Annotated in this window: 15 protein-coding genes; 7 read left to right on the forward strand and 8 right to left on the reverse strand. The window is 60.2% G+C overall.

Features of this window, described 5'->3' with window-relative positions:
* Positions 1-173: 173 nt before the first annotated feature.
* Complete coding sequence (locus CKW25_RS07655; RefSeq protein WP_095078573.1) at positions 174-2,063, forward strand: methyl-accepting chemotaxis protein; 1,890 nt, start codon at positions 174-176, stop codon at positions 2,061-2,063.
* A gap of 6 nt (positions 2,064-2,069) precedes the next feature.
* On the opposite strand, the gene CKW25_RS07660 is transcribed toward CKW25_RS07655, so the two are convergent.
* Both CKW25_RS07660 and purU read right to left on the reverse strand, forming a co-directional pair.
* Positions 2,070-2,267 carry a hypothetical protein gene (locus CKW25_RS07660; RefSeq protein WP_095078574.1) on the reverse strand — a complete coding sequence of 66 codons (198 nt, stop codon included), beginning with the start codon at positions 2,265-2,267 and terminating at the stop codon, positions 2,070-2,072.
* A 129-nt stretch (positions 2,268-2,396) separates the two neighbouring features.
* Positions 2,397-3,245: a formyltetrahydrofolate deformylase gene (gene purU, locus CKW25_RS07665; protein ID WP_095078575.1), complete on the reverse strand. Its 849-nt coding sequence runs from the start codon at positions 3,243-3,245 to the stop codon at positions 2,397-2,399.
* A gap of 348 nt (positions 3,246-3,593) precedes the next feature.
* On the opposite strand from purU, the gene mvaT reads away from it, so the two are divergent.
* The gene (gene mvaT / locus CKW25_RS07670) at positions 3,594-3,968 is read left to right on the forward strand and encodes a histone-like nucleoid-structuring protein MvaT (RefSeq protein ID WP_083356977.1); all 375 of its coding nucleotides are present in this window, start codon (positions 3,594-3,596) and stop codon (positions 3,966-3,968) included.
* A gap of 99 nt (positions 3,969-4,067) precedes the next feature.
* Here the strand turns inward: mvaT and sbcB are convergent, their stop codons facing one another.
* The 3 genes from sbcB to CKW25_RS07685 all read right to left on the reverse strand — a co-directional run bounded on the left by sbcB (position 4,068) and on the right by CKW25_RS07685 (position 6,618).
* On the reverse strand, positions 4,068-5,495 hold the full coding sequence (gene sbcB, locus CKW25_RS07675; RefSeq protein ID WP_095078576.1) for an exodeoxyribonuclease I: 1,428 nt from the start codon (positions 5,493-5,495) through the stop codon (positions 4,068-4,070).
* A 153-nt stretch (positions 5,496-5,648) separates the two neighbouring features.
* Positions 5,649-6,008 carry a pilus assembly protein PilZ gene (locus CKW25_RS07680; protein WP_095078577.1) on the reverse strand — a complete coding sequence of 120 codons (360 nt, stop codon included), beginning with the start codon at positions 6,006-6,008 and terminating at the stop codon, positions 5,649-5,651.
* Positions 6,009-6,243: 235 nt separating this feature from the next.
* A complete protein-coding gene (locus CKW25_RS07685) occupies positions 6,244-6,618 on the reverse strand; it encodes a tol-pal system YbgF family protein (protein WP_095078578.1) in 375 nt (124 codons plus the stop codon).
* A gap of 159 nt (positions 6,619-6,777) precedes the next feature.
* On the opposite strand from CKW25_RS07685, the gene pyk reads away from it, so the two are divergent.
* Together pyk and CKW25_RS07695 are read left to right on the forward strand one after the other, a co-directional pair.
* Positions 6,778-8,229, forward strand: a complete 1,452-nt coding sequence (gene pyk / locus CKW25_RS07690) for a pyruvate kinase (protein WP_095078579.1) — start codon at positions 6,778-6,780, stop codon at positions 8,227-8,229.
* 253 nt (positions 8,230-8,482) lie between these two features.
* Entirely contained in the window at positions 8,483-9,778 is a 1,296-nt protein-coding gene (locus CKW25_RS07695) for a hypothetical protein (RefSeq protein WP_095078580.1), read from the forward strand.
* A gap of 134 nt (positions 9,779-9,912) precedes the next feature.
* Here CKW25_RS07695 and CKW25_RS07700 read toward each other — a convergent pair whose 3' ends face one another.
* The 3 genes from CKW25_RS07700 to CKW25_RS07710 are packed head-to-tail and all read right to left on the reverse strand — an operon-like array spanning position 9,913 to position 12,726.
* The gene (locus CKW25_RS07700; protein WP_095078581.1) at positions 9,913-10,662 is read right to left on the reverse strand and encodes an enoyl-CoA hydratase-related protein; all 750 of its coding nucleotides are present in this window, start codon (positions 10,660-10,662) and stop codon (positions 9,913-9,915) included.
* Positions 10,663-10,691: 29 nt separating this feature from the next.
* A complete protein-coding gene (locus tag CKW25_RS07705; protein WP_095078582.1) occupies positions 10,692-11,627 on the reverse strand; it encodes an iron-sulfur-binding ferredoxin reductase in 936 nt (311 codons plus the stop codon).
* The gene (locus CKW25_RS07710) at positions 11,620-12,726 is read right to left on the reverse strand and encodes a diguanylate cyclase (protein WP_095078583.1); all 1,107 of its coding nucleotides are present in this window, start codon (positions 12,724-12,726) and stop codon (positions 11,620-11,622) included. Before CKW25_RS07710 ends, CKW25_RS07705 begins: the two co-directional genes overlap by 8 nt.
* Before the next feature lie 314 nt (positions 12,727-13,040).
* Here CKW25_RS07710 and CKW25_RS07720 point away from each other — a divergent pair, with 314 nt between their 5' ends.
* The 3 genes from CKW25_RS07720 to CKW25_RS07730 all read left to right on the forward strand — a co-directional run bounded on the left by CKW25_RS07720 (position 13,041) and on the right by CKW25_RS07730 (position 17,930).
* Positions 13,041-14,564, forward strand: coding sequence for a fumarate hydratase (locus CKW25_RS07720; RefSeq protein ID WP_095078584.1), 1,524 nt, complete (start codon positions 13,041-13,043; stop codon positions 14,562-14,564).
* Positions 14,565-14,841: 277 nt separating this feature from the next.
* The gene (locus CKW25_RS07725; RefSeq protein ID WP_095078585.1) at positions 14,842-16,608 is read left to right on the forward strand and encodes an ATP-binding protein; all 1,767 of its coding nucleotides are present in this window, start codon (positions 14,842-14,844) and stop codon (positions 16,606-16,608) included.
* Positions 16,602-17,930 (forward strand): sigma-54 dependent transcriptional regulator, encoded by a 1,329-nt coding sequence (locus CKW25_RS07730; RefSeq protein ID WP_095078586.1) that lies wholly within the window; start codon positions 16,602-16,604, stop codon positions 17,928-17,930. Before CKW25_RS07725 ends, CKW25_RS07730 begins: the two co-directional genes overlap by 7 nt.
* The last annotated feature ends 205 nt before the right edge of the window (positions 17,931-18,135 follow it).

The raw sequence follows: 18,135 nt of genomic DNA on the forward strand, positions 1-18,135 counted from the left end.
AAGCTTTGGTCCTACACAGCCGATAGAGATAAGCGAGAGACCAGACTGATAATCAGGTCCGATAATTCCCTAAGGAAAGACGGAAATATCAACTTACGTGAACCAGCGCCTATTTTCGCGCTTTTTATCGCAACACGCCCCACACAACAAGACCTTAGCGGACACCACAAGCCATGAATAAAAATCTGCGCTTCAGCCACAAAATCCTGCTTGCCGCCGCCCTCATCGTCATTGCCGCGTTCGCCACATTTACGCTGTACAACGACTACCTGCAGCGCAATGCGATTCGCCAGGACCTCGACAGTTACCTGCATGAAATGGGCGATGTCACGGCGAGCAACATCCAGACCTGGCTGACCGGGCGCATTCTTCTGGTCGAAAACCTGGCCCAGAACATCGCCATCGACGCCGACGGCAGCAAGGTTGCCGCACTGCTGGAACAGAATGCACTGACGTCGACCTTCATGGCGTCCTACCTGGGTGACGCCGGTGGCAGCTTCACCATACGCCCGGACGTGAAAATGCCGGACGGCTTCGACCCGCGTGTTCGCCCCTGGTACAAAGGCGCTGAAAACAGCCCCATGGCCACACTGACCGAACCCTATGTCGATGCGGCAACCGGCCAGACCATTATTTCCATCGCCACGGCCTCGAAAAAAGCCGGTAACAGCGTGGGTGTCGTGGGGGGTGACCTGAGCCTGCAGACCCTGATCGACAACCTCAAGGCCCTGGACTTCGACGGCATGGGTTATGCCTTCCTGGTCAGCGCCGACGGCAAGATCCTGGTGCATCCGGACAAAGCCCTGGTGATGAAGTCCCTCAGTGAGGCCTTCCCACGCAATACCCCGCGCATCAGCAACGACTTCACCGAGGTCGAGGTCGATGGCAATACGCGCATTGTCACCTTCACCCCCATCAAAGGCCTGCCTTCGGTCAACTGGTACATCGGCCTGTCGGTGGACAAGGACAAAGCCTACGCCATGCTCAACGATTTCCGCGCCTCGGCGATCGTGGCCACGGTGATCGCGGTCGCCATCATCATCGCCTTGCTGGGCATGCTGATCCGTATCCTGATCCAGCCGCTGCACGTCATGACCCGCGCCATGCAGGACATTGCCGACGGTGAAGGCGACCTGACCCGGCGCCTGAGCATCCAGAACCAGGACGAATTCGGCCAGCTCGGCAACGCCTTCAACCGCTTTGTCGAACGCATCCACGGCTCGATCCGCGAAGTCTCGTCGGCCACCGAACAGGTCAACGAAGTCGCTTTGCGGGTGGTCAGCGCCTCCAACTCCTCGATGCTCAACTCAGACGAACAATCGAGCCGTACCAACAGCGTGGCCGCCGCGATCAATCAGCTGGGCGCCGCAGCCCAGGAAATCGCCCGTAACGCGGCGCAAGCCTCGCACCAGGCCAGCGACGCCCGCAGCCTGGCCGAAGACGGCCAACAAGTGGTCGACCGCAGCATCGCCGCGATGAATCAACTGTCGAACATGCTCAGCGCCTCCAGCTCCAATATCGAGTCGCTGAACAGCAAAACCGTGAACATCGGGCAGATTCTCGAGGTGATCACCAGCATTTCCCAGCAAACCAATCTGCTGGCGCTCAACGCCGCCATCGAAGCGGCACGGGCCGGTGAAGCCGGACGCGGGTTTGCGGTGGTGGCCGATGAGGTGCGCAACCTGGCGCACCGTACCCAGGAATCGGCACAACAGGTTCAGACCATGATCGAGGAGCTGCAAGTCGGCGCCCGCGAATCGGTCAGCACCATGGGGGACAGTCAGCGTCATAGCCAGGACAGTGTGGAAATCGCCAACCTGGCCGGTGAGCGCCTGAACAGCGTCACGTTGCGTATCGGCGAGATCGACGGCATGAACCAGTCGGTGGCCACCGCGACCGAGGAGCAGACCGCCGTGGTGGAGTCCATCAACATGGACATCACTGAAATCAACACCCTGAATCAGGAAGGCGTGGAGAACCTGCAATCCACCTTGCGTGCGTGCTCCGACCTGGAACAACAGGCGGCGCGACTCAAGCAGTTGGTCGGCAGTTTCCGGATTTAAGGCCCTTCAGGGCTTGTTTGCCGGCAAGTCCGTACCTGCAGCGGCAGGTGCGGACGCCTCCTGCAACTGCTCCCAGAGCTCGGCGGCGCCGGGGAACTCGGTGCCATCCTCGACACTCAGGTCATCCGGGTCGTAGCGACTCAGACAACCCTCTCCCAGGGTTGCGGGTGCCCTGGAAGTTGCTTTATCCAGTGGATCAGTCATTTCCCCTGCCTCCCCCAGACCGCGTAACGCAGAGCGTCACAGGCGGCATTCCCACGCAGAGCGCGGAAACAATCAGGGCCTGAAGCGATTGAACGCCCAGGCCCTTGTCTTTACAACCACTGCGTCCGGTCAGAACACCACGGTCTTGTTGCCGTGCACCAGCACGCGATCTTCCAGGTGATAGCGCAGGCCACGGGCCAGCACCATCTTCTCGACGTCACGGCCGAAGCGCACCATGTCTTCAATGCTGTCGCTGTGGCTGACGCGAACCACGTCCTGCTCGATGATCGGGCCGGCATCCAGCTCTTCGGTGACGTAGTGGCAGGTGGCGCCAATCAGCTTCACGCCACGCATCGAGGCCTGGTGGTAAGGCTTGGCCCCCACAAACGACGGCAGGAAGCTGTGGTGAATATTGATGACCTTGTGCGCATACTCGCTGCACAGCTCAGGCGGCAGGATCTGCATGTAGCGCGCCAGCACGACGACTTCAGCATCATGCTGCTTGACCAGGCGCGAGACTTCGGCAAACGCCGGCTCTTTGTTCTGCGGGTCAACCGGCACATGGAAATAAGGAATGCCGTGCCACTCGACCATGCTGCGCAGGTCGTCATGGTTGGAAATCACGCAGGCGATTTCGCAGTCCAGTTCGTCGCTGTGCCAGCGGTGCAGCAGGTCTGCCAGGCAGTGGGACTCACGACTGGCCATCAGGACTACACGTTTTTTCTGCGCGGTGTCGGTGATGCGCCAGTCCATCGAGAACTCTTCGGCAATCGGCGCAAACGCCTCGCGGAATGCCTCAAGGCCGAACGGCAGTGAATCGGCACGAATTTCGTGACGCATGAAGAACCAGCCACTGAGATTGTCCGAGTGATGGCTCGCTTCAGTGATCCAGCCATTGTGTGACGCCAGAAAGTTACTGACTTTAGCAACGATGCCGACGCGGTCCGGGCAAGCAATCACTAGCCGAAAAGTGCGCATGGGGGGAAAACTCCAGAACTTCGCAAAGGCCGCCATTCTAGCGATTGCGCAGCAAAACTGCAGTACTCCCGAACAATCGCGGGATGTGCCCGCCCAGTGATCGGGGCTGGTCCAGCCGGATTTCCACGCTCGAATCCGATGCCGGCCCCATTGAAAACGGACAAAAAGGATTGTGTGAGTAACTGTAATCATCCCCACAGAAGTTTTAATTGTCAGTCCTTTTTTCATGCCATCGACATTAATCACCGCAAATAAAAGTTTGCATTAATGTTTACTTGATGAAACACCCTGACTATTATTGCGCCACTGTCTTCCCCGCTACTCAGCGCCCAACATAAGGTAATCCTCATGTCCCTGATCAACGAATACCGCGCCACCGAAGAAGCTATCAAAGAGCTGCAGGCCCGTTTGAAGAACCTGTCCCAAGACGACAAACTGCAAACCGAGCTGGAATTCGAAGGCAAACTGCGTACCCTGATGGGCGAATACTCCAAATCCCTGCGCGACATCATCGCCCTGCTGGATCCGGAATCGAAAGTTAAAGCCCCGCGCGGCGCAGTCAAAACTACCGGCACCAAACGTGCTCGCAAGGTTAAACAATACAAAAACCCGCACAACGGCGAAGTCATCGAAACCAAAGGTGGCAACCACAAGACACTGAAAGAGTGGAAAGCCAAGTGGGGCGGTGACGTGGTTGAAAGCTGGGCTACCCTGCTGGGCTAAGCCTCGACGCGTATCGCAGGTTCACTTGCGAACACCAGAAACGCCAGCGAGTGCTGGCGTTTTTTTATGCCCGGCATTCGCCGGCTTCATGCCGAGATTTCAAAGATTCAAACGGCTGCGTAATTCGTCTGCGTGCTCACGCCACTCATCCAGCACCTGACGCTGAGTATTCGTGGCACTAAGCGCCCATTGCTCCATCGCCTCATAAAAGTCCTGCAGAGTATTGGGGGCCCCCCATCGAGGGTCCGACAATCGTTGCTGGCAGAATAATTTCCAGCGTTCTTGCTCCGACGCATTCAACGTATCAGGGAAGTTACGTGCGCGATATCGAAATAATAATTCCGGCAAACGTTCATCATCGAACGGCCATTGTTCTTGTGCTAATTGCAGCGGATCGGCGGCTCTGACTTGCTCACATAAACGTCGATCCCGATCCCCGATGAAGCCGTCGTACAACTGTTGCTCGGGATCCTCGCTCGGCGTGAAATCATCACGGGCATAAATGGCCGAAACTTTGTCTTGCCATAATGCCTGTGCGTCACTTAGCCGCAGCGCCCGCGCCTGATACAACGCCATATCCAGTTGCAGTCGTTGCTGATCCACGTCGCGCAACACCGATAACGGTGCCACCACCGGACACCGATTGATTTGAATCAGCTTGAGCGGCACCGGCAACTCACCCTCGCCAAGGTCTTCACGACGGGTGTACAGGCGTTCACGCAAGGTCTCGGCGTCCAGATCCAGCAACCCCTGCGGATCCAGATGCAGGTCGCAGACAATCAAGGCATTGCGGTTGCGCGGATGCCAGGCCAGTGGAAGGACAACCCCCACATAACTGCGGGCAGCCGAAAAACGTCCGGAAATATGCACCATCGGTTGCAACAGACGGACTTGATCCATGACTTTCTGCTTGCTGCGCAACGTGAACAGCCAGTCGTAGAGCCTGGGCTGTTTGTCCCGGATCAACCGCGCCAGGGCAATGGTTGCGCGCACATCGGACAATGCATCGTGGGCCTGGCCATGATCGATGCCATTGGCGGCCGTCAGGCGCTCGAGCTTCAAGGTGACGCGACCATCCTCCTGCGGCCAGACGATACCGTCCGGGCGCAACGCATAGGCGGCACGCACGACATCGATCAGGTCCCAACGACTGTTACCGCCCTGCCACTCTCGCGCATAGGGATCGAAAAAATTGCGGTAGAGGCTGTAGCGGGTCATTTCATCGTCAAAGCGCAAGGTGTTGTAACCGGCGCCACAGGTCCCGGGGGCCGCGAGCTGCCCATGCACCCGGGTCATGAAATCGGCTTCACACAGCCCCTGCCCGGCCAGCCGGCCCGGGGTAATCCCGGTGATCACGCACGCCGCCGGGTGAGGCAGGATGTCGTCGCTGGGCTGGCAATAGAGATTGACCGGCTGATCGATCTCGTTGAGGTCGAAATCGGTGCGAATGCCGGCCACTTGCAGCGGACGGTCGCGGCGCGGTGTGATGCCAGTGGTTTCGTAGTCGTACCAGAAGATGGAGGTCACGGGCTGTTCCTGAACTTGAGACCGACGAAGTCTAGGCGCTCTAGCGCTGCGCCGACCAGTCCTCTTGTCATTCAAGCCGTTATCGCCAACACCTTGTCAGACAGCATTATCTCGTTCCCGGGCGAAGCAACCGACCCTCATGACAGCTGAACCTCACACCGAGGCCGACACGGGATAAAAGCTGAAGTAGTGCCGCAAGGCACTCACCACCTGCCCGTATTCCGGCGGTACATGCTCTATCACGAACCCGGCATCATAATGATGGGGTGTCGCATCTTCATGGCACCACAAGCAACAGGCCCGCAGGTCGATCGCCTGCACGACGCCGTCGCTGGCGGGGATCTTCAAGCGCAAATCAAACACCGCGCCCACCATCATCGGCAACTGGCTGATGAGCATCAGCCCGTCTTCGCAGACACTGCCGATAGAGCCCATGGGCTTGTCGGTGACGCAGTTGAATACTTTCAGAAAACACGGCAACTGGTGCCGCTCGATCCGGCGTTCTGTGAACATGCTGGGTATCGCTTTGCCAGGACCCTTGAGCTGGGTCGCATTAATGCTTCGCAACGGGCCCGCATCGCCGGCGCGCTGTGCCTGATTCCGGAGGCGAGCACCCTTGCTATCGAGGTGCTCGCATGATCTGTGCCGTTCACAGGTATCAACGACATTCGGGGTCAACGCTCCAAACGTCTTGATCGAATACTAGCTCAAGGACGGCGCACGACCAGCCTTCAAATGATAATCAACATCACAGAGCCGCGGGCGTGCTCCTGGCACTGCTTCGTGCTGGATACCAGCCCAACGACTGCAGGGTCTCCAGGCGTGCGCGGGCACGGTAGGCGTACTCGTTGTCGGGGTACCGGGCCATGATGAACTGGTAGGTCTGGGCGGCGTCGATGTACAGTTTCTGACGTTCCAGGCACTGCCCGCGCAGCATCGATACCTCAGGCTGAATATAACGCCGCGCGCGGCTGTCACGGTCGACCTGGGACAGTTCGAGCATGACACGCTCGCAGTTGCCAGCGTCATAGGCGCGGTAGGCGGTGTTCAGGTGATGGTCCATCGACCAGCGGGTGCAACCCACGGCACTGAGGGCAAGGGCAGCTATGAGCACGAATCGCATGAGGGGGGGTCTCCTGTCTTGAGCTCTGTATCGACCCGGCGTCAAAAATCTTCAGTGCGGCTTGTTCAATAAAGAAAGCATTAAGTAGTGCAAACGAACAATGACTACAACTTCGCAGCATAGTAGCCTCACTCAGCGCTTGAACTCAGGAGTCTTTGCATGTCCGTCCGTCGTACCAAAATCGTCGCCACCCTTGGCCCGGCCAGTAACTCGCCGGAAGTTCTCGAACAGCTGATCCTGGCTGGCCTGGACGTTGCCCGCCTGAACTTCTCCCACGGCACCCCCGACGAGCACAAGGCTCGCGCCCAACTGGTCCGTGACCTCGCCGCCAAGCACGGCCGCTTCGTTGCCCTGCTGGGTGACCTGCAAGGCCCGAAAATCCGCATCGCCAAGTTCGCCAACAAGCGCATCGAGCTGAAGATCGGTGATCAGTTCACCTTCTCCACCAGCCATCCGCTGACCGAAGGCAACCAGCAAGTGGTCGGCATCGACTACCCGGACCTGGTCAAGGATTGCGGTGTGGGCGACGAACTGCTGCTCGACGACGGTCGCGTGGTGATGCGCGTTGATACCGCCACCGCCAACGAACTGCACTGCACCGTGACCATCGGCGGCCCGCTGTCGGACCACAAAGGCATCAACCGTCGTGGTGGTGGCCTGACCGCTCCGGCCCTGACTGAAAAAGACAAGGCCGACATCAAGCTCGCCGCCGAAATGCAGGTCGACTACCTCGCCGTGTCGTTCCCGCGTGACGCCGCCGACATGGAATACGCCCGTCAACTGCGCGACGAAGCTGGCAGTACCGCCTGGCTGGTGGCCAAGATCGAACGCGCCGAAGCCGTGGCCGACGACGAAACCCTCGACGGCCTGATTAAAGCGTCCGACGCCGTCATGGTGGCCCGTGGTGACCTGGGCGTGGAAATCGGCGATGCCGAACTGGTGGGCATTCAGAAGAAGATCATCCTGCACGCACGCCGTCACAACAAAGCGGTGATCGTGGCGACCCAGATGATGGAGTCGATGATCCAGAACCCGATGCCGACCCGCGCTGAGGTGTCCGACGTGGCCAACGCCGTGCTCGACTACACCGACGCCGTGATGCTCTCGGCCGAAAGTGCCGCGGGCCTGTACCCGCTGGAAGCCGTTCAAGCCATGGCGCGTATCTGTGTTGGCGCTGAAAAGCACCCGACCAGCAAAACCTCCAGCCATCGCATCGGCAAGGTGTTCGAAAGCTGCGACCAGAGCATCGCCCTGGCCGCCATGTACACGGCCAACCACTTCCCGGGCGTCAAGGCGATCATCGCGCTGACCGAAAGTGGCTATACCCCCCTGATCATGTCGCGTATCCGTTCTTCGGTGCCGATCTACGCGTTCTCCCCGCACCGCGAGACCCAGGCCCGCGCAGCCATGTTCCGTGGCGTCTACACCGTACCGTTCGACCCGGCGTCCTTGCCGCCTGAGCAAGTCAGCCAGGCCGCCATCGACGAGTTGCTGGCACGTGGCGTGGTCGAGAAAGGCGACTGGGTCATCCTGACCAAGGGCGACAGCTACCACACCATCGGCGGCACCAACGGCATGAAGATCCTGCACGTTGGCGACAAGATGGTCTGAGTAACGGACCGCTGAAAAACGAAAGCCCCGTCATGTGAATGGCGGGGCTTTTTTCGTTTTAAACCAGTCAAATAGGTGATTTAAGCACTTCTAACCTGTCAGTTCTGACAGTAGACACTCCCACTGCTCTGCTCCTTTAATCGATCTCGTCCACCTCGGCTATCGCCGTCATCAAAGCGTTATCACGCTTGGCTGTTGCGGCCTGTCATTGGTGATTTAGACAGATAACCACGCTCATTAAAGGACAAGAACAATGACTACAGACACGCTGCAAAATACCCTCACAGAAGGTGGTCTCGATCCTACGTTTGGAAACAATGGCAAGATCACTCTAATAACCGTCAATTATCACAATGCGCGTGGTCGATACATCGTTGAGGGCCCCGACAACGCATTGTATGTCGCAGGAAAATTCAACTACCTTCAAACTCCCGACTTCCCTGCGATTGCTCGAGTTCTGGGAAACGGACAGGCGGATCTTGGCTTCGGCGATCTTGGCGTCATCAGCATTCGTGATGCACACAACTTCAACATTCGAAAACCGATATTTAGTGTGCAGGCCTCACCCGAACAAACAAAGATCCTGATCTGTGCTGTTTCCTCTGACCAAATAGCAATGGCTCGGTTTGATATGAATGGCCGCCCGGACCAAAGCTTCGGTAACAATGGTGTAGTGAGGTTGAGAGTGCCGGTCAATCCATCAATGAGCGATCAAGAGGAATTACAAACATCACGCGCCAGCGATGAAACAGGTCCTTGCATCGAACACAATGGAAAAATCTACGTCATCAACAGGGTCTTCATGCCCATCTGGATTGCCAATGTCGCGGTGCTGTGCCGTCTCAACGGCGATGGATCGCTTGACACCAGTTTTAATGGCACCGGGTATGTGCCGATCGCCAATAAGCACTGGGGAAATACCCAGATCATGGACATGATCGTCAAGAACGGAAAAATCACTTTATGTGGTGCCCTGCACATAGCTGAAGGGGCCCAAAACGCCCTAGTGGTACGCCTTAACGAAGATGGCAGTTTTGACAATGAGTTTGCCGAAAAAGGCTGGGCGACTTTCGAAGGCACGGACATTCGGTTCGAGAGACTGATCGAAGACTCTACTGACCGAATACTCGTCGCAGGTTATGGGCAAAAAGACACTTCTCGCTCCGGTCTGCTGGCCTGCTTGACTAACGAGGGTAAACTCGCTCCGGATTTCAATCGGGGAGCACTGCTTTTTGAAAACCTCGGGGGGCACTCCTTCGAGTTTTCGGGTGTCGCGAAAGCCGCAGACAAGTTCATTGTTACAGGTTCGCTGGTTTTGCCAGACGCAGCTTCCGGATTTTTGGTTGCCCGTTACATGACCGACGGGAAGTTGGATCTCAACTTTGGGGATGGCAACGGTTGGACTTACACCCCGATTGCAGGCAACAGGGCAGAGGCCCAGAACATGTCGCTGCAAAAAGACGGAAAAATACTGGTCGTCGGTAATCAAATCGATGGGCAAGGTATGCTCAGAACGCTTATTTACCGTTATCTCAACGGCATCCAGTAACGCCTTCTGGATACTGCGCAGCAGCATGCTGCGCAGACTCCCTCGATACGGCCTCCAGCCTTTCGAACGAAAACCACAAAAAACAAACGCCTGTCTAGCCCTGAACATGTGTCGCCCGGCCTGCCGTCTCAGACTCAATGCCGGTTGATAAACCCCGACAGCGCGGCAAGCGCTTCCGGCGAACGCAACCGCTGGACGAACAACTTGCCCTCCTCCTCGACCACCGAGCGCAGCCGTTCGCGGTCGGGGGCTTTCATCAGTTGCTTGCTGATGCGCACCGCTTCCGGAGGCAGCTTGTCGAAACGCAACGCCATCTCGCGGGCCCTGGCGAATGTCGCCTCTGCGTTCGGCAATGCCTGGGTGGCAATGCCCCAGGCGGCAGCCTGCTCACCGTTGAAACTTTCACCCAACAGCAACAGCTCGGCGGCTTTGGCCTGGCCGAGCAGTCGCGGCAGGATCAGGCTTGAGCCGAATTCGGGGCACAACCCCAGGTTGACGAATGGCATGCGCAACCTGGCATCCGCGCTGACATAAACCAGATCGCAATGCAGCAGCAGCGTCGTGCCAATGCCCACCGCGGCACCGGCCACGGCGGCGACCACCGGCTTGCGGCACTCCAGCAGGCTGCGCATGAACTGGAACACCGGGCTGTCGAGGTCGCTGGGCGGTTCCAGGATGAAGTCCGCGATGTCGTTGCCGGCGGTAAAGCACTCGTGGCTGCCGGTAATCAATATCGCCTTGATCTGCGGATCGGCGTCAGCCTGCTGCAGGGCTTCGCCCAACTGACTGTACATCGCACGGGTCAGGGCGTTTTTCTTGTCCGGGCGGTTCAGGCGCAAGGTCAGCAGGCCGTGCTCGCGCGCTATCAAAATGGCGTCGGTCATGGTGAATCTCATGAAAAGAAAATCAGCGCTCAACCGCGGGGCAGGAACACATCGGCCAGCAGTTGATTACGCGGCAGCCCCGCCAGGTACAGGCGCCGGGCAAAGGCGTCGACGCTGTCAGGGTGACCGCAGAGTAAAGCCAGGGTCTGCCGGGAAACAAGGCGCAATTGCGCCAAAGCCGCAGACTGCTCGGCCGTCGTCAGCAGTTCGACACGGAGGTTTTCACGGTTCGCCGCCAGTGCCGCCAAGGGGCTGGCCAGGTAGTGCTCGCTGGCGTCATGGGCCAGGTGAATGACCCGGATCGGGCCTTGGTGATCCTGGCGCAACGCCTCGCGCAACACCCCGAACAATGGCGCCAGCCCGGTGCCGGCGGCCAGTAGCCAGAGTGGTCGGGTTTGCCAGTCGGGATCGTAATGCAACGCACCGCCACGCAGCTCCCCCAGGCGGATCGGATCACCGATCTTCAGCAGACGCGCCGCGTCGCTGAAGTCCCCCGGCAAGCGGCAATCCAGGTGAAACTCGAGAAAGCGATCTTCCTGCGGCAGGCTGGCCAGTGAGTAAGGCCTGGCCACATGACCGGCCCACAGCACCAGGTGCTGCCCGGCCTGATAACGCAACGGTCGCTCGGGCTGCAAGCGCAGGCGCAGGACTGTGGGGCTCAGCCAGTCAGCGGCCTGGACAATGGCCGGCAAGCCGTCGCGCACGGGATCGAACACCGCCACCTGCAAATCATCGACCACCTCGCACTGACAGGCCAACCGCCAGCCTCGCTGGCGCTGATCCGCACTCAGCGCATCCGGTCGGCGATCACTGACCTCGCCGTGCAGGCAATGCACCAGGCAGGCGTGGCAACTGCCCGCGCGACAGCTGTAGGGCACCTGCATCCCGTTGCGATTCAAGGCATCGAGCAGGTTGCTGCCAGCCGCCACCGTCCATTGCTGTTCGCCCACGCGCAGCTCAGGCATCGGCACTTTCCCAGGCCGCGGCGCAGCGGTTACGGCCATCGCGCTTGGCGCGATACAACGCCTGGTCGGCGCGGTGCAGCGCGTCGTCCAGGTCCTCCTCCGCCTCAAGCAGGGTCATGCCGGCGGACAGGCTCAGATCCCGCACGTTCAGGCCGACCAACTCGACGCCGGTGAAAGCGACGCGCAGGCGCTCGCAGCAGGTCGTCAGGCGTTCGGGATCGGAATCGGGCAGCAACAACACAAATTCTTCTCCGCCATAACGCGCCACCACATCGCCATCGCGCAGACAGGCGGTGGCGACAGCGGCGAAGGCCTGCAACACCTGATCGCCGGCCGCATGACCGTGGATATCATTGATGCGTTTGAAATGATCAAGGTCAATCAGCGCCAGGCCATGCGCGACTCCAGGCTCCATGCGCTGCAGTTCGCGGGTCGCCAGGCGCAGAAAATGCCGTCGATTGAACAACCCGGTCAACTCATCGGTGGCCACCAGGTCTTCGAGTTGCCGCATCATCCCGCGCAAGGTGTCCTGATGAGCCTGCAAGGCAAATCGTCGTTGCCGCATGCGCAGGCGCGAGGCCTGAACATAACTGGCATACAGCGCCAGCCAGACCAGCACGATAAACAGCACACAGACTTGCAGCGCCGCCAGCGCCGGGTCCGCCAACTCAAAGTGATAACCTTCCCAGAGGTTGATGCCGGCAAAGCTGAAGAACACCAGGGCCGCACAGCGGACAAACGTTCGACGCGGCAAGTGGAACAGTCCGAACAATAGAATCAGGACGTAGAACACCAGGAAGGCACCACGGGCCGAGTCCAGGTAGGCAATGAGCCAGCTCTGCCAACCGATCCCCAGCAGCACCTGGACTTCAGTCAGGCTGGGATCGGCAAAGCGCAGGTTGCGCCCGGTATAGAACAGTGTAAACAGCAGCGACTGGCAGGCCATCACCAACGCCGTGCCGATCACCGCGCCCAGCACGGAGCCTTGGTAATGCCCGCTGAGAACGGCCAGCCACAGCAGCAATAACGCCAGCGCATAGGTGCCCGTCGCCAGAATGAAGCGCTTGAGCAAAAGACTCTGGATCGCGTTATGGGCCAATCGTTGACTCACCGTGCAGAGGATGGCTGATAAGAGTGTCCTACCCTAAAAGGCCTGCTGTCACTTTAGTGTTGCTGCTCGAAAATGACCATTCAATTTTCGGCGCATCCCCCTCGCCCCCCGCGATCCAGGCATGCGACCTTCGTTTGACTGCCGGCGGGTGTGCCCGGCCTTGATGCGCGGTATACTGCCGCGCCTTTTTAGCGTCGCGCCAGCAACCCCGGCGTGCCTTGAAAGGTGTTTGCAGCCGACCGATGCACCCCAACTGCAAGCACCTTTATTAAATGTTCCCGTCTTTTAGAGGAGCGCGACTCATGACCGTGATCAAGCAAGACGACCTGATTCAGAGCGTTGCCGACGCCCTGCAGTTCATTTCCTACTACCACCCCGTGGACTTCATCCAGGCGATGCACGAGGCCTACCTGCGCGAAGAGTCGCCGGCTGCCCGCGATTCGATTGCGCAGATCCTGATCAACTCGCGCATGTGCGCCACCGGCCACCGCCCGATCTGCCAGGACACCGGTATCGTTACCGTGTTCGTCCGCGTGGGCATGGACGTGCGCTGGGACGGCGCGACCATGAGCCTGGACGACATGATCAACGAAGGCGTGCGTCGCGCTTACAACCTGCCGGAAAACGTCCTGCGTGCCTCGATCCTCGCCGACCCGGCGGGCGCTCGTAAAAACACCAAGGACAACACCCCGGCGGTGATCCACTACTCGATCGTCCCGGGTAACACCGTGGAAATCGACGTGGCGGCCAAGGGCGGCGGCTCCGAGAACAAGTCGAAAATGGCCATGCTCAACCCGTCCGACTCGATCGTCGACTGGGTGCTCAAGACCGTTCCGACCATGGGCGCTGGCTGGTGCCCACCGGGCATGCTGGGCATCGGTATCGGCGGCACCGCCGAGAAGGCCGCGGTGATGGCCAAGGAAGTGTTGATGGAATCCATCGACATCCACGAGCTCAAGGCCCGTGGCCCGCAGAACCGCATCGAAGAGATCCGCCTGGAGCTGTTCGAGAAGGTCAACCAGTTGGGCATCGGCGCCCAGGGCCTGGGTGGCCTGACCACCGTGCTCGACGTGAAGATCATGGACTACCCGACCCACGCCGCGTCCCTGCCGGTGTGCATGATCCCGAACTGCGCCGCGACCCGTCACGCGCACTTCGTGCTCGACGGTTCCGGCCCGGCGTCCCTGGAGGCGCCATCGCTGGACGCCTACCCGGAAATCGTCTGGGAAGCAGGCCCATCGGCTCGTCGCGTCAACCTCGACACCCTGACCCCGGAAGAAGTACAGAGCTGGAAGCCGGGCGAAACCGTCCTGCTCAACGGCAAGATGCTCACCGGTCGCGACGCAGCGCACAAGCGCATGGTCGAGATGCTGAACAAGGGCGAAACCCTGCCGGTAGACCTCAAGGGTCGCTTCATCTACTACGTCGGCCCGGTCGATCCGGTGCGCGACGAAGTGGTTGGCCCGGCGGGCCCGACAACGGCCACGCGGATGGACAAGTTCACCCGCCAGATCCTCGACCAGACCGGCCTGCTGGGCATGATCGGCAAGTCCGAGCGCGGTCCGACCGCCATCGAGGCGATCAAGGACCACAAAGCCGTTTACCTGATGGCAGTGGGCGGCGCGGCTTACCTGGTGGCGCAAGCGATCAAGAAGTCCCGCGTTGTCGCGTTCGCCGAACTGGGGATGGAAGCCATCTACGAGTTCGACGTCAAGGACATGCCCGTGACCGTTGCGGTCGACAGCAAGGGCGAGTCGGTGCACATCACCGGCCCAGCCATCTGGCAGCAGAAAATCAGTGAAAGCCTGGCGGTAGAAGTGCAGTAAGAAGCACTTAACCCCTGGAGCAAGGAAGCCGCGCTGTTTGCAAAAACAGCGCGGTTTTTTATGCGCCTCTGTAGCCCCTCCATCCCATGGGATCTTGTCGCGCATCCACAGGTGATGCCGGTGTACTCCCCCTTCAGGGCTCCATTCGTTGCAACACGCCGATGGCATTTGAGCCAGGCAAAGGTTTCTGAATGGTTCGCCAGCGACTTCGGTCAAGTGCTGATGGAGCACTGCATGCTATCGTGCGCACCCCGAACCTGTAGCCTGTGCCAACAGCATGCCGACCCTTTTTCGCCCCCTGCGCCTGACGCTCTACATCCTGCTCATCGTTACCGGCACCGTCCTGGTGGCTAGCGCTGCCATGCGCCACGCCGAGCGCCAGGCCCAGGAGGACGACGCCGAGCGCGCCAATCAGCAACTGGCGTTGTACGCCAACTCCCTGCACACCCTGATCGAACGTTACCGCGCCCTGCCCGCCGTGCTGGCACTGGACCCGCAACTGCGTTCGGCCCTGGATGGCCCGGTGAGCCCTCAGCAACAGGACGCACTGAACCGCAAACTCGAACAGATCAACGGTGCGGCAGAGTCGTCCACCCTCGAGTTGCTCGATCGCACCGGCCTTGCGGTGGCCGCCAGCAACTGGCGCTTGCCCAGCAGCTACGTTGGCCACAACTACGGCTTTCGCCCCTATTTCAGCCAGACCCGCAGCCAGGGTGCCGGGCGTTTCTATGCGGTGGGCGTGACCAGCGGGATTCCCGGCTACTTTTTGTCCAGTGCGGTCACCAATGATAGCGGCGAGTTTCTCGGCGCCATGGTGGTGAAGCTCGAATTTCCGGAGCTGGAGCGCGAATGGCGCCAGGGCACCGACACGCTGCTGGTGAGCGATGCCCGCGGCATCGTGTTTATCGCCAACCAGCCGGGCTGGCGCTATCGCCTGCTGGAAACCCTGTCGGACACCGATCGTGCCGAGCTCAAGGCTACGCGCCAGTACGACAAGCAAGCGCTCGTGCCGCTGGACCATCACATGATCCGGCGGTTTGACGACAACAGCTACCTGGCCCGCGTCGACGGCCCGCAGGGTTCGGCCGAGTACCTGTGGGAGTCGCTGCCACTGAGTGCCGAAGGCTGGACCCTGCACCTGTTGCGCCGCCCCCAGGTCACGTTCGAGGACTTGCGCAACGCGGGGCTGGCCGCCGCCGGACTGTGGCTGACCCTGGTGTTCCTGCTGCTGTTTCTCAGTCAGCGCTGGCGCCTGGCCAAGTTACGCCAGCGCAGCCGCGAAGAGCTCGAACGCCTGGTCGAAGAACGCACCCGTGACCTGCGCACCGCGCAGGACGGCCTGGTGCAGTCGGCCAAACTTGCCGCGCTGGGGCAGATGTCGGCGGCCCTGGCCCATGAAATCAACCAGCCACTGACCGCTCAGCGCATGCAATTGGCAACCTTGCGCCTGCTGCTTGAGCATGGGCGGGTCGATGATGCCTACAAGGCATTGAAACCGGTGGACGACATGCTGACCCGCATGGCGGCCCTCACCGGCCACCTGAAAACGTTCGCCCGCAAAAGCCCCAGCGGCTTGCGCGAGCAACTGGACCTGGCGGCAGTGGTCGATCAATCCTTGCAGTTGCTCGATACCCGCGTGCGCGATGAACAGGTCGACTGCGTGGTGCAACTGACTCGCCCGGCCTGGGTCCGTGGCGATGCGATCCGGCTGGAACAGGTCATGATCAATCTGCTGCGCAACGCCCTCGACGCCATGCGTGACAAACCGCTCAAGCGGCTGCACATCCAGCTCGAAGCCAATGATCAACTGTGGTGCCTGAGCGTTGCCGACAGCGGTGGCGGTATCGCCGAGCAGGACCTGCCGAATGTGTTCGACCCCTTCTTCACCACCAAGCCGGTGGGTGATGGCCTGGGCCTCGGACTGGCCGTATCCTTTGCCATCATCCATGAACTCGGTGGCCGCCTGAGCGCCGACAACCAGGGCGACGGCGCGATCTTCACCGTCACCCTGCCGATCGATCTGGAGGCGCACGTCCAATGCTGAACTCGGTAATCCTGGTTGATGACGAACGCAGTATTCGCGACGCGGTCGAGCAGTGGCTGAGCCTCTCGGGGTTCGACGTCAAACTGTTCAGCCGCGCCGAGGAGTGCCTGGCGCACCTGCCCGCCCACTTCCCCGGGGTGATTCTCAGCGATGTGCGCATGCCCGGCATGAGCGGCCTTGAATTGCTGGCGAAACTGCAACACCAGGACGTGGACTTGCCGGTGATCCTGCTGACCGGTCATGGCGATGTGCCGATGGCGGTCGAAGCCATGCGCGAGGGTGCCTACGACTTCCTCGAAAAGCCTTTCAGCCCCGAGACCTTGCTCAACAGCCTGCGCCGGGCGCTGGACAAGCGGCGACTGGTGCTGGAAAACCGGGCCCTGCACGAACAGGCCGACCACCGCAGCCGACTCGAGGCCAGCCTGCTGGGTGTTTCCCAGGGCTTGCAGACCCTGCGCCGGCAAGTGCTGGACCTCGCGACGCTGCCGGTGAACGTGCTGATCCGCGGTGAAACCGGCAGTGGCAAGGAACTGGTAGCCCGTTGCCTGCATGATTTTGGCCCGCGCGCCGATAAACCCTTCGTCGCCCTGAACTGTGCGGCGATCCCGGAGCAACTGTTCGAGGCCGAGCTGTTCGGTCACGAAAGCGGCGCCTTCACCGGCGCCCAGGGCAAACGCATCGGCAAACTGGAATACGCCGATGGCGGCACCCTGTTCCTCGATGAGATCGAAAGCATGCCGTTGGCGCAGCAGGTCAAACTGCTGCGGGTGCTGCAGGACAAAAAGCTTGAGCGACTGGGCGCCAACCAGAGCATTGATGTCGACCTGCGCATCATCGCCGCGACCAAACCCGATCTGCTGGATGAAGCCCGTGCCGGACGTTTTCGCGAAGACCTGGCCTATCGGCTGAACGTTGCGCAATTGCGCCTGCCGCCGTTGCGCGAGCGCCGTGAAGACATTCCCTTGCTGTACGAACATTTCGCCCAGGCCGCGGCGCAACGACTGGGACGCAGCCACGGCCCCCTGAGCGGTGCGCAATTGAGCCGGCTGTTGAGTCACGACTGGCCCGGTAACGTGCGTGAACTGGCCAACGTGGCCGAGCGCCAGGTACTGGGGCTGGATGAACCTGAACCGGCCGCAATCGAGACCGGCCAGTCCCTCGCCGCCCAACAGGAAGCCTTCGAAGCCCAATGCCTGCGCGCCGCGCTGACCCGCCATAATGGCGATATCAAGGCCGTCCTCGAAGAGCTGCAACTGCCGCGCCGCACCTTCAATGAAAAAATGCAGCGCCACGGCCTCACCCGAGAGACGTTCCTGCCCTGAGCCCTCGAACGATCAAGCCTCCGAACGATCACCACCTGTAAGCGGATTTCCGCTCATTAATTCCAGGTGATGAGCGGTATCTCGCTCACAAAAACAACCAACCCCCTCTAAACCGGCCCTCTACGAGTTGGCACAGCTCCTGCAATAGCCCCTGCAGGCTGCGTTTTTGCGCGCTCCACAAAAACAATTAAATGAAGGATCCGTC

Origin of the sequence: Pseudomonas sp. Irchel s3h17, assembly GCF_900187505.1 — a bacterium.
In the GTDB taxonomy this organism is placed as follows: domain Bacteria; phylum Pseudomonadota; class Gammaproteobacteria; order Pseudomonadales; family Pseudomonadaceae; genus Aquipseudomonas.

What these genes read in the sequence shown, in the direction of transcription:
- CKW25_RS07655 (WP_095078573.1), top strand. Translation starts at nt 174, where the DNA reads ATGAATAAAAATCTGCGCTTCAGCCACAAAATCCTGCTTGCCGCCGCC.
- CKW25_RS07660 (WP_095078574.1), bottom strand. Translation starts at nt 2,267, where the DNA reads ATGACTGATCCACTGGATAAAGCAACTTCCAGGGCACCCGCAACCCTG.
- purU (WP_095078575.1), bottom strand. Translation starts at nt 3,245, where the DNA reads ATGCGCACTTTTCGGCTAGTGATTGCTTGCCCGGACCGCGTCGGCATC.
- mvaT (WP_083356977.1), top strand. Translation starts at nt 3,594, where the DNA reads ATGTCCCTGATCAACGAATACCGCGCCACCGAAGAAGCTATCAAAGAG.
- CKW25_RS07680 (WP_095078577.1), bottom strand. Translation starts at nt 6,008, where the DNA reads ATGTTCACAGAACGCCGGATCGAGCGGCACCAGTTGCCGTGTTTTCTG.
- CKW25_RS07685 (WP_095078578.1), bottom strand. Translation starts at nt 6,618, where the DNA reads ATGCGATTCGTGCTCATAGCTGCCCTTGCCCTCAGTGCCGTGGGTTGC.
- pyk (WP_095078579.1), top strand. Translation starts at nt 6,778, where the DNA reads ATGTCCGTCCGTCGTACCAAAATCGTCGCCACCCTTGGCCCGGCCAGT.
- CKW25_RS07695 (WP_095078580.1), top strand. Translation starts at nt 8,483, where the DNA reads ATGACTACAGACACGCTGCAAAATACCCTCACAGAAGGTGGTCTCGAT.
- CKW25_RS07700 (WP_095078581.1), bottom strand. Translation starts at nt 10,662, where the DNA reads ATGACCGACGCCATTTTGATAGCGCGCGAGCACGGCCTGCTGACCTTG.
- CKW25_RS07705 (WP_095078582.1), bottom strand. Translation starts at nt 11,627, where the DNA reads ATGCCTGAGCTGCGCGTGGGCGAACAGCAATGGACGGTGGCGGCTGGC.
- CKW25_RS07720 (WP_095078584.1), top strand. Translation starts at nt 13,041, where the DNA reads ATGACCGTGATCAAGCAAGACGACCTGATTCAGAGCGTTGCCGACGCC.
- CKW25_RS07725 (WP_095078585.1), top strand. Translation starts at nt 14,842, where the DNA reads ATGCCGACCCTTTTTCGCCCCCTGCGCCTGACGCTCTACATCCTGCTC.
- CKW25_RS07730 (WP_095078586.1), top strand. Translation starts at nt 16,602, where the DNA reads ATGCTGAACTCGGTAATCCTGGTTGATGACGAACGCAGTATTCGCGAC.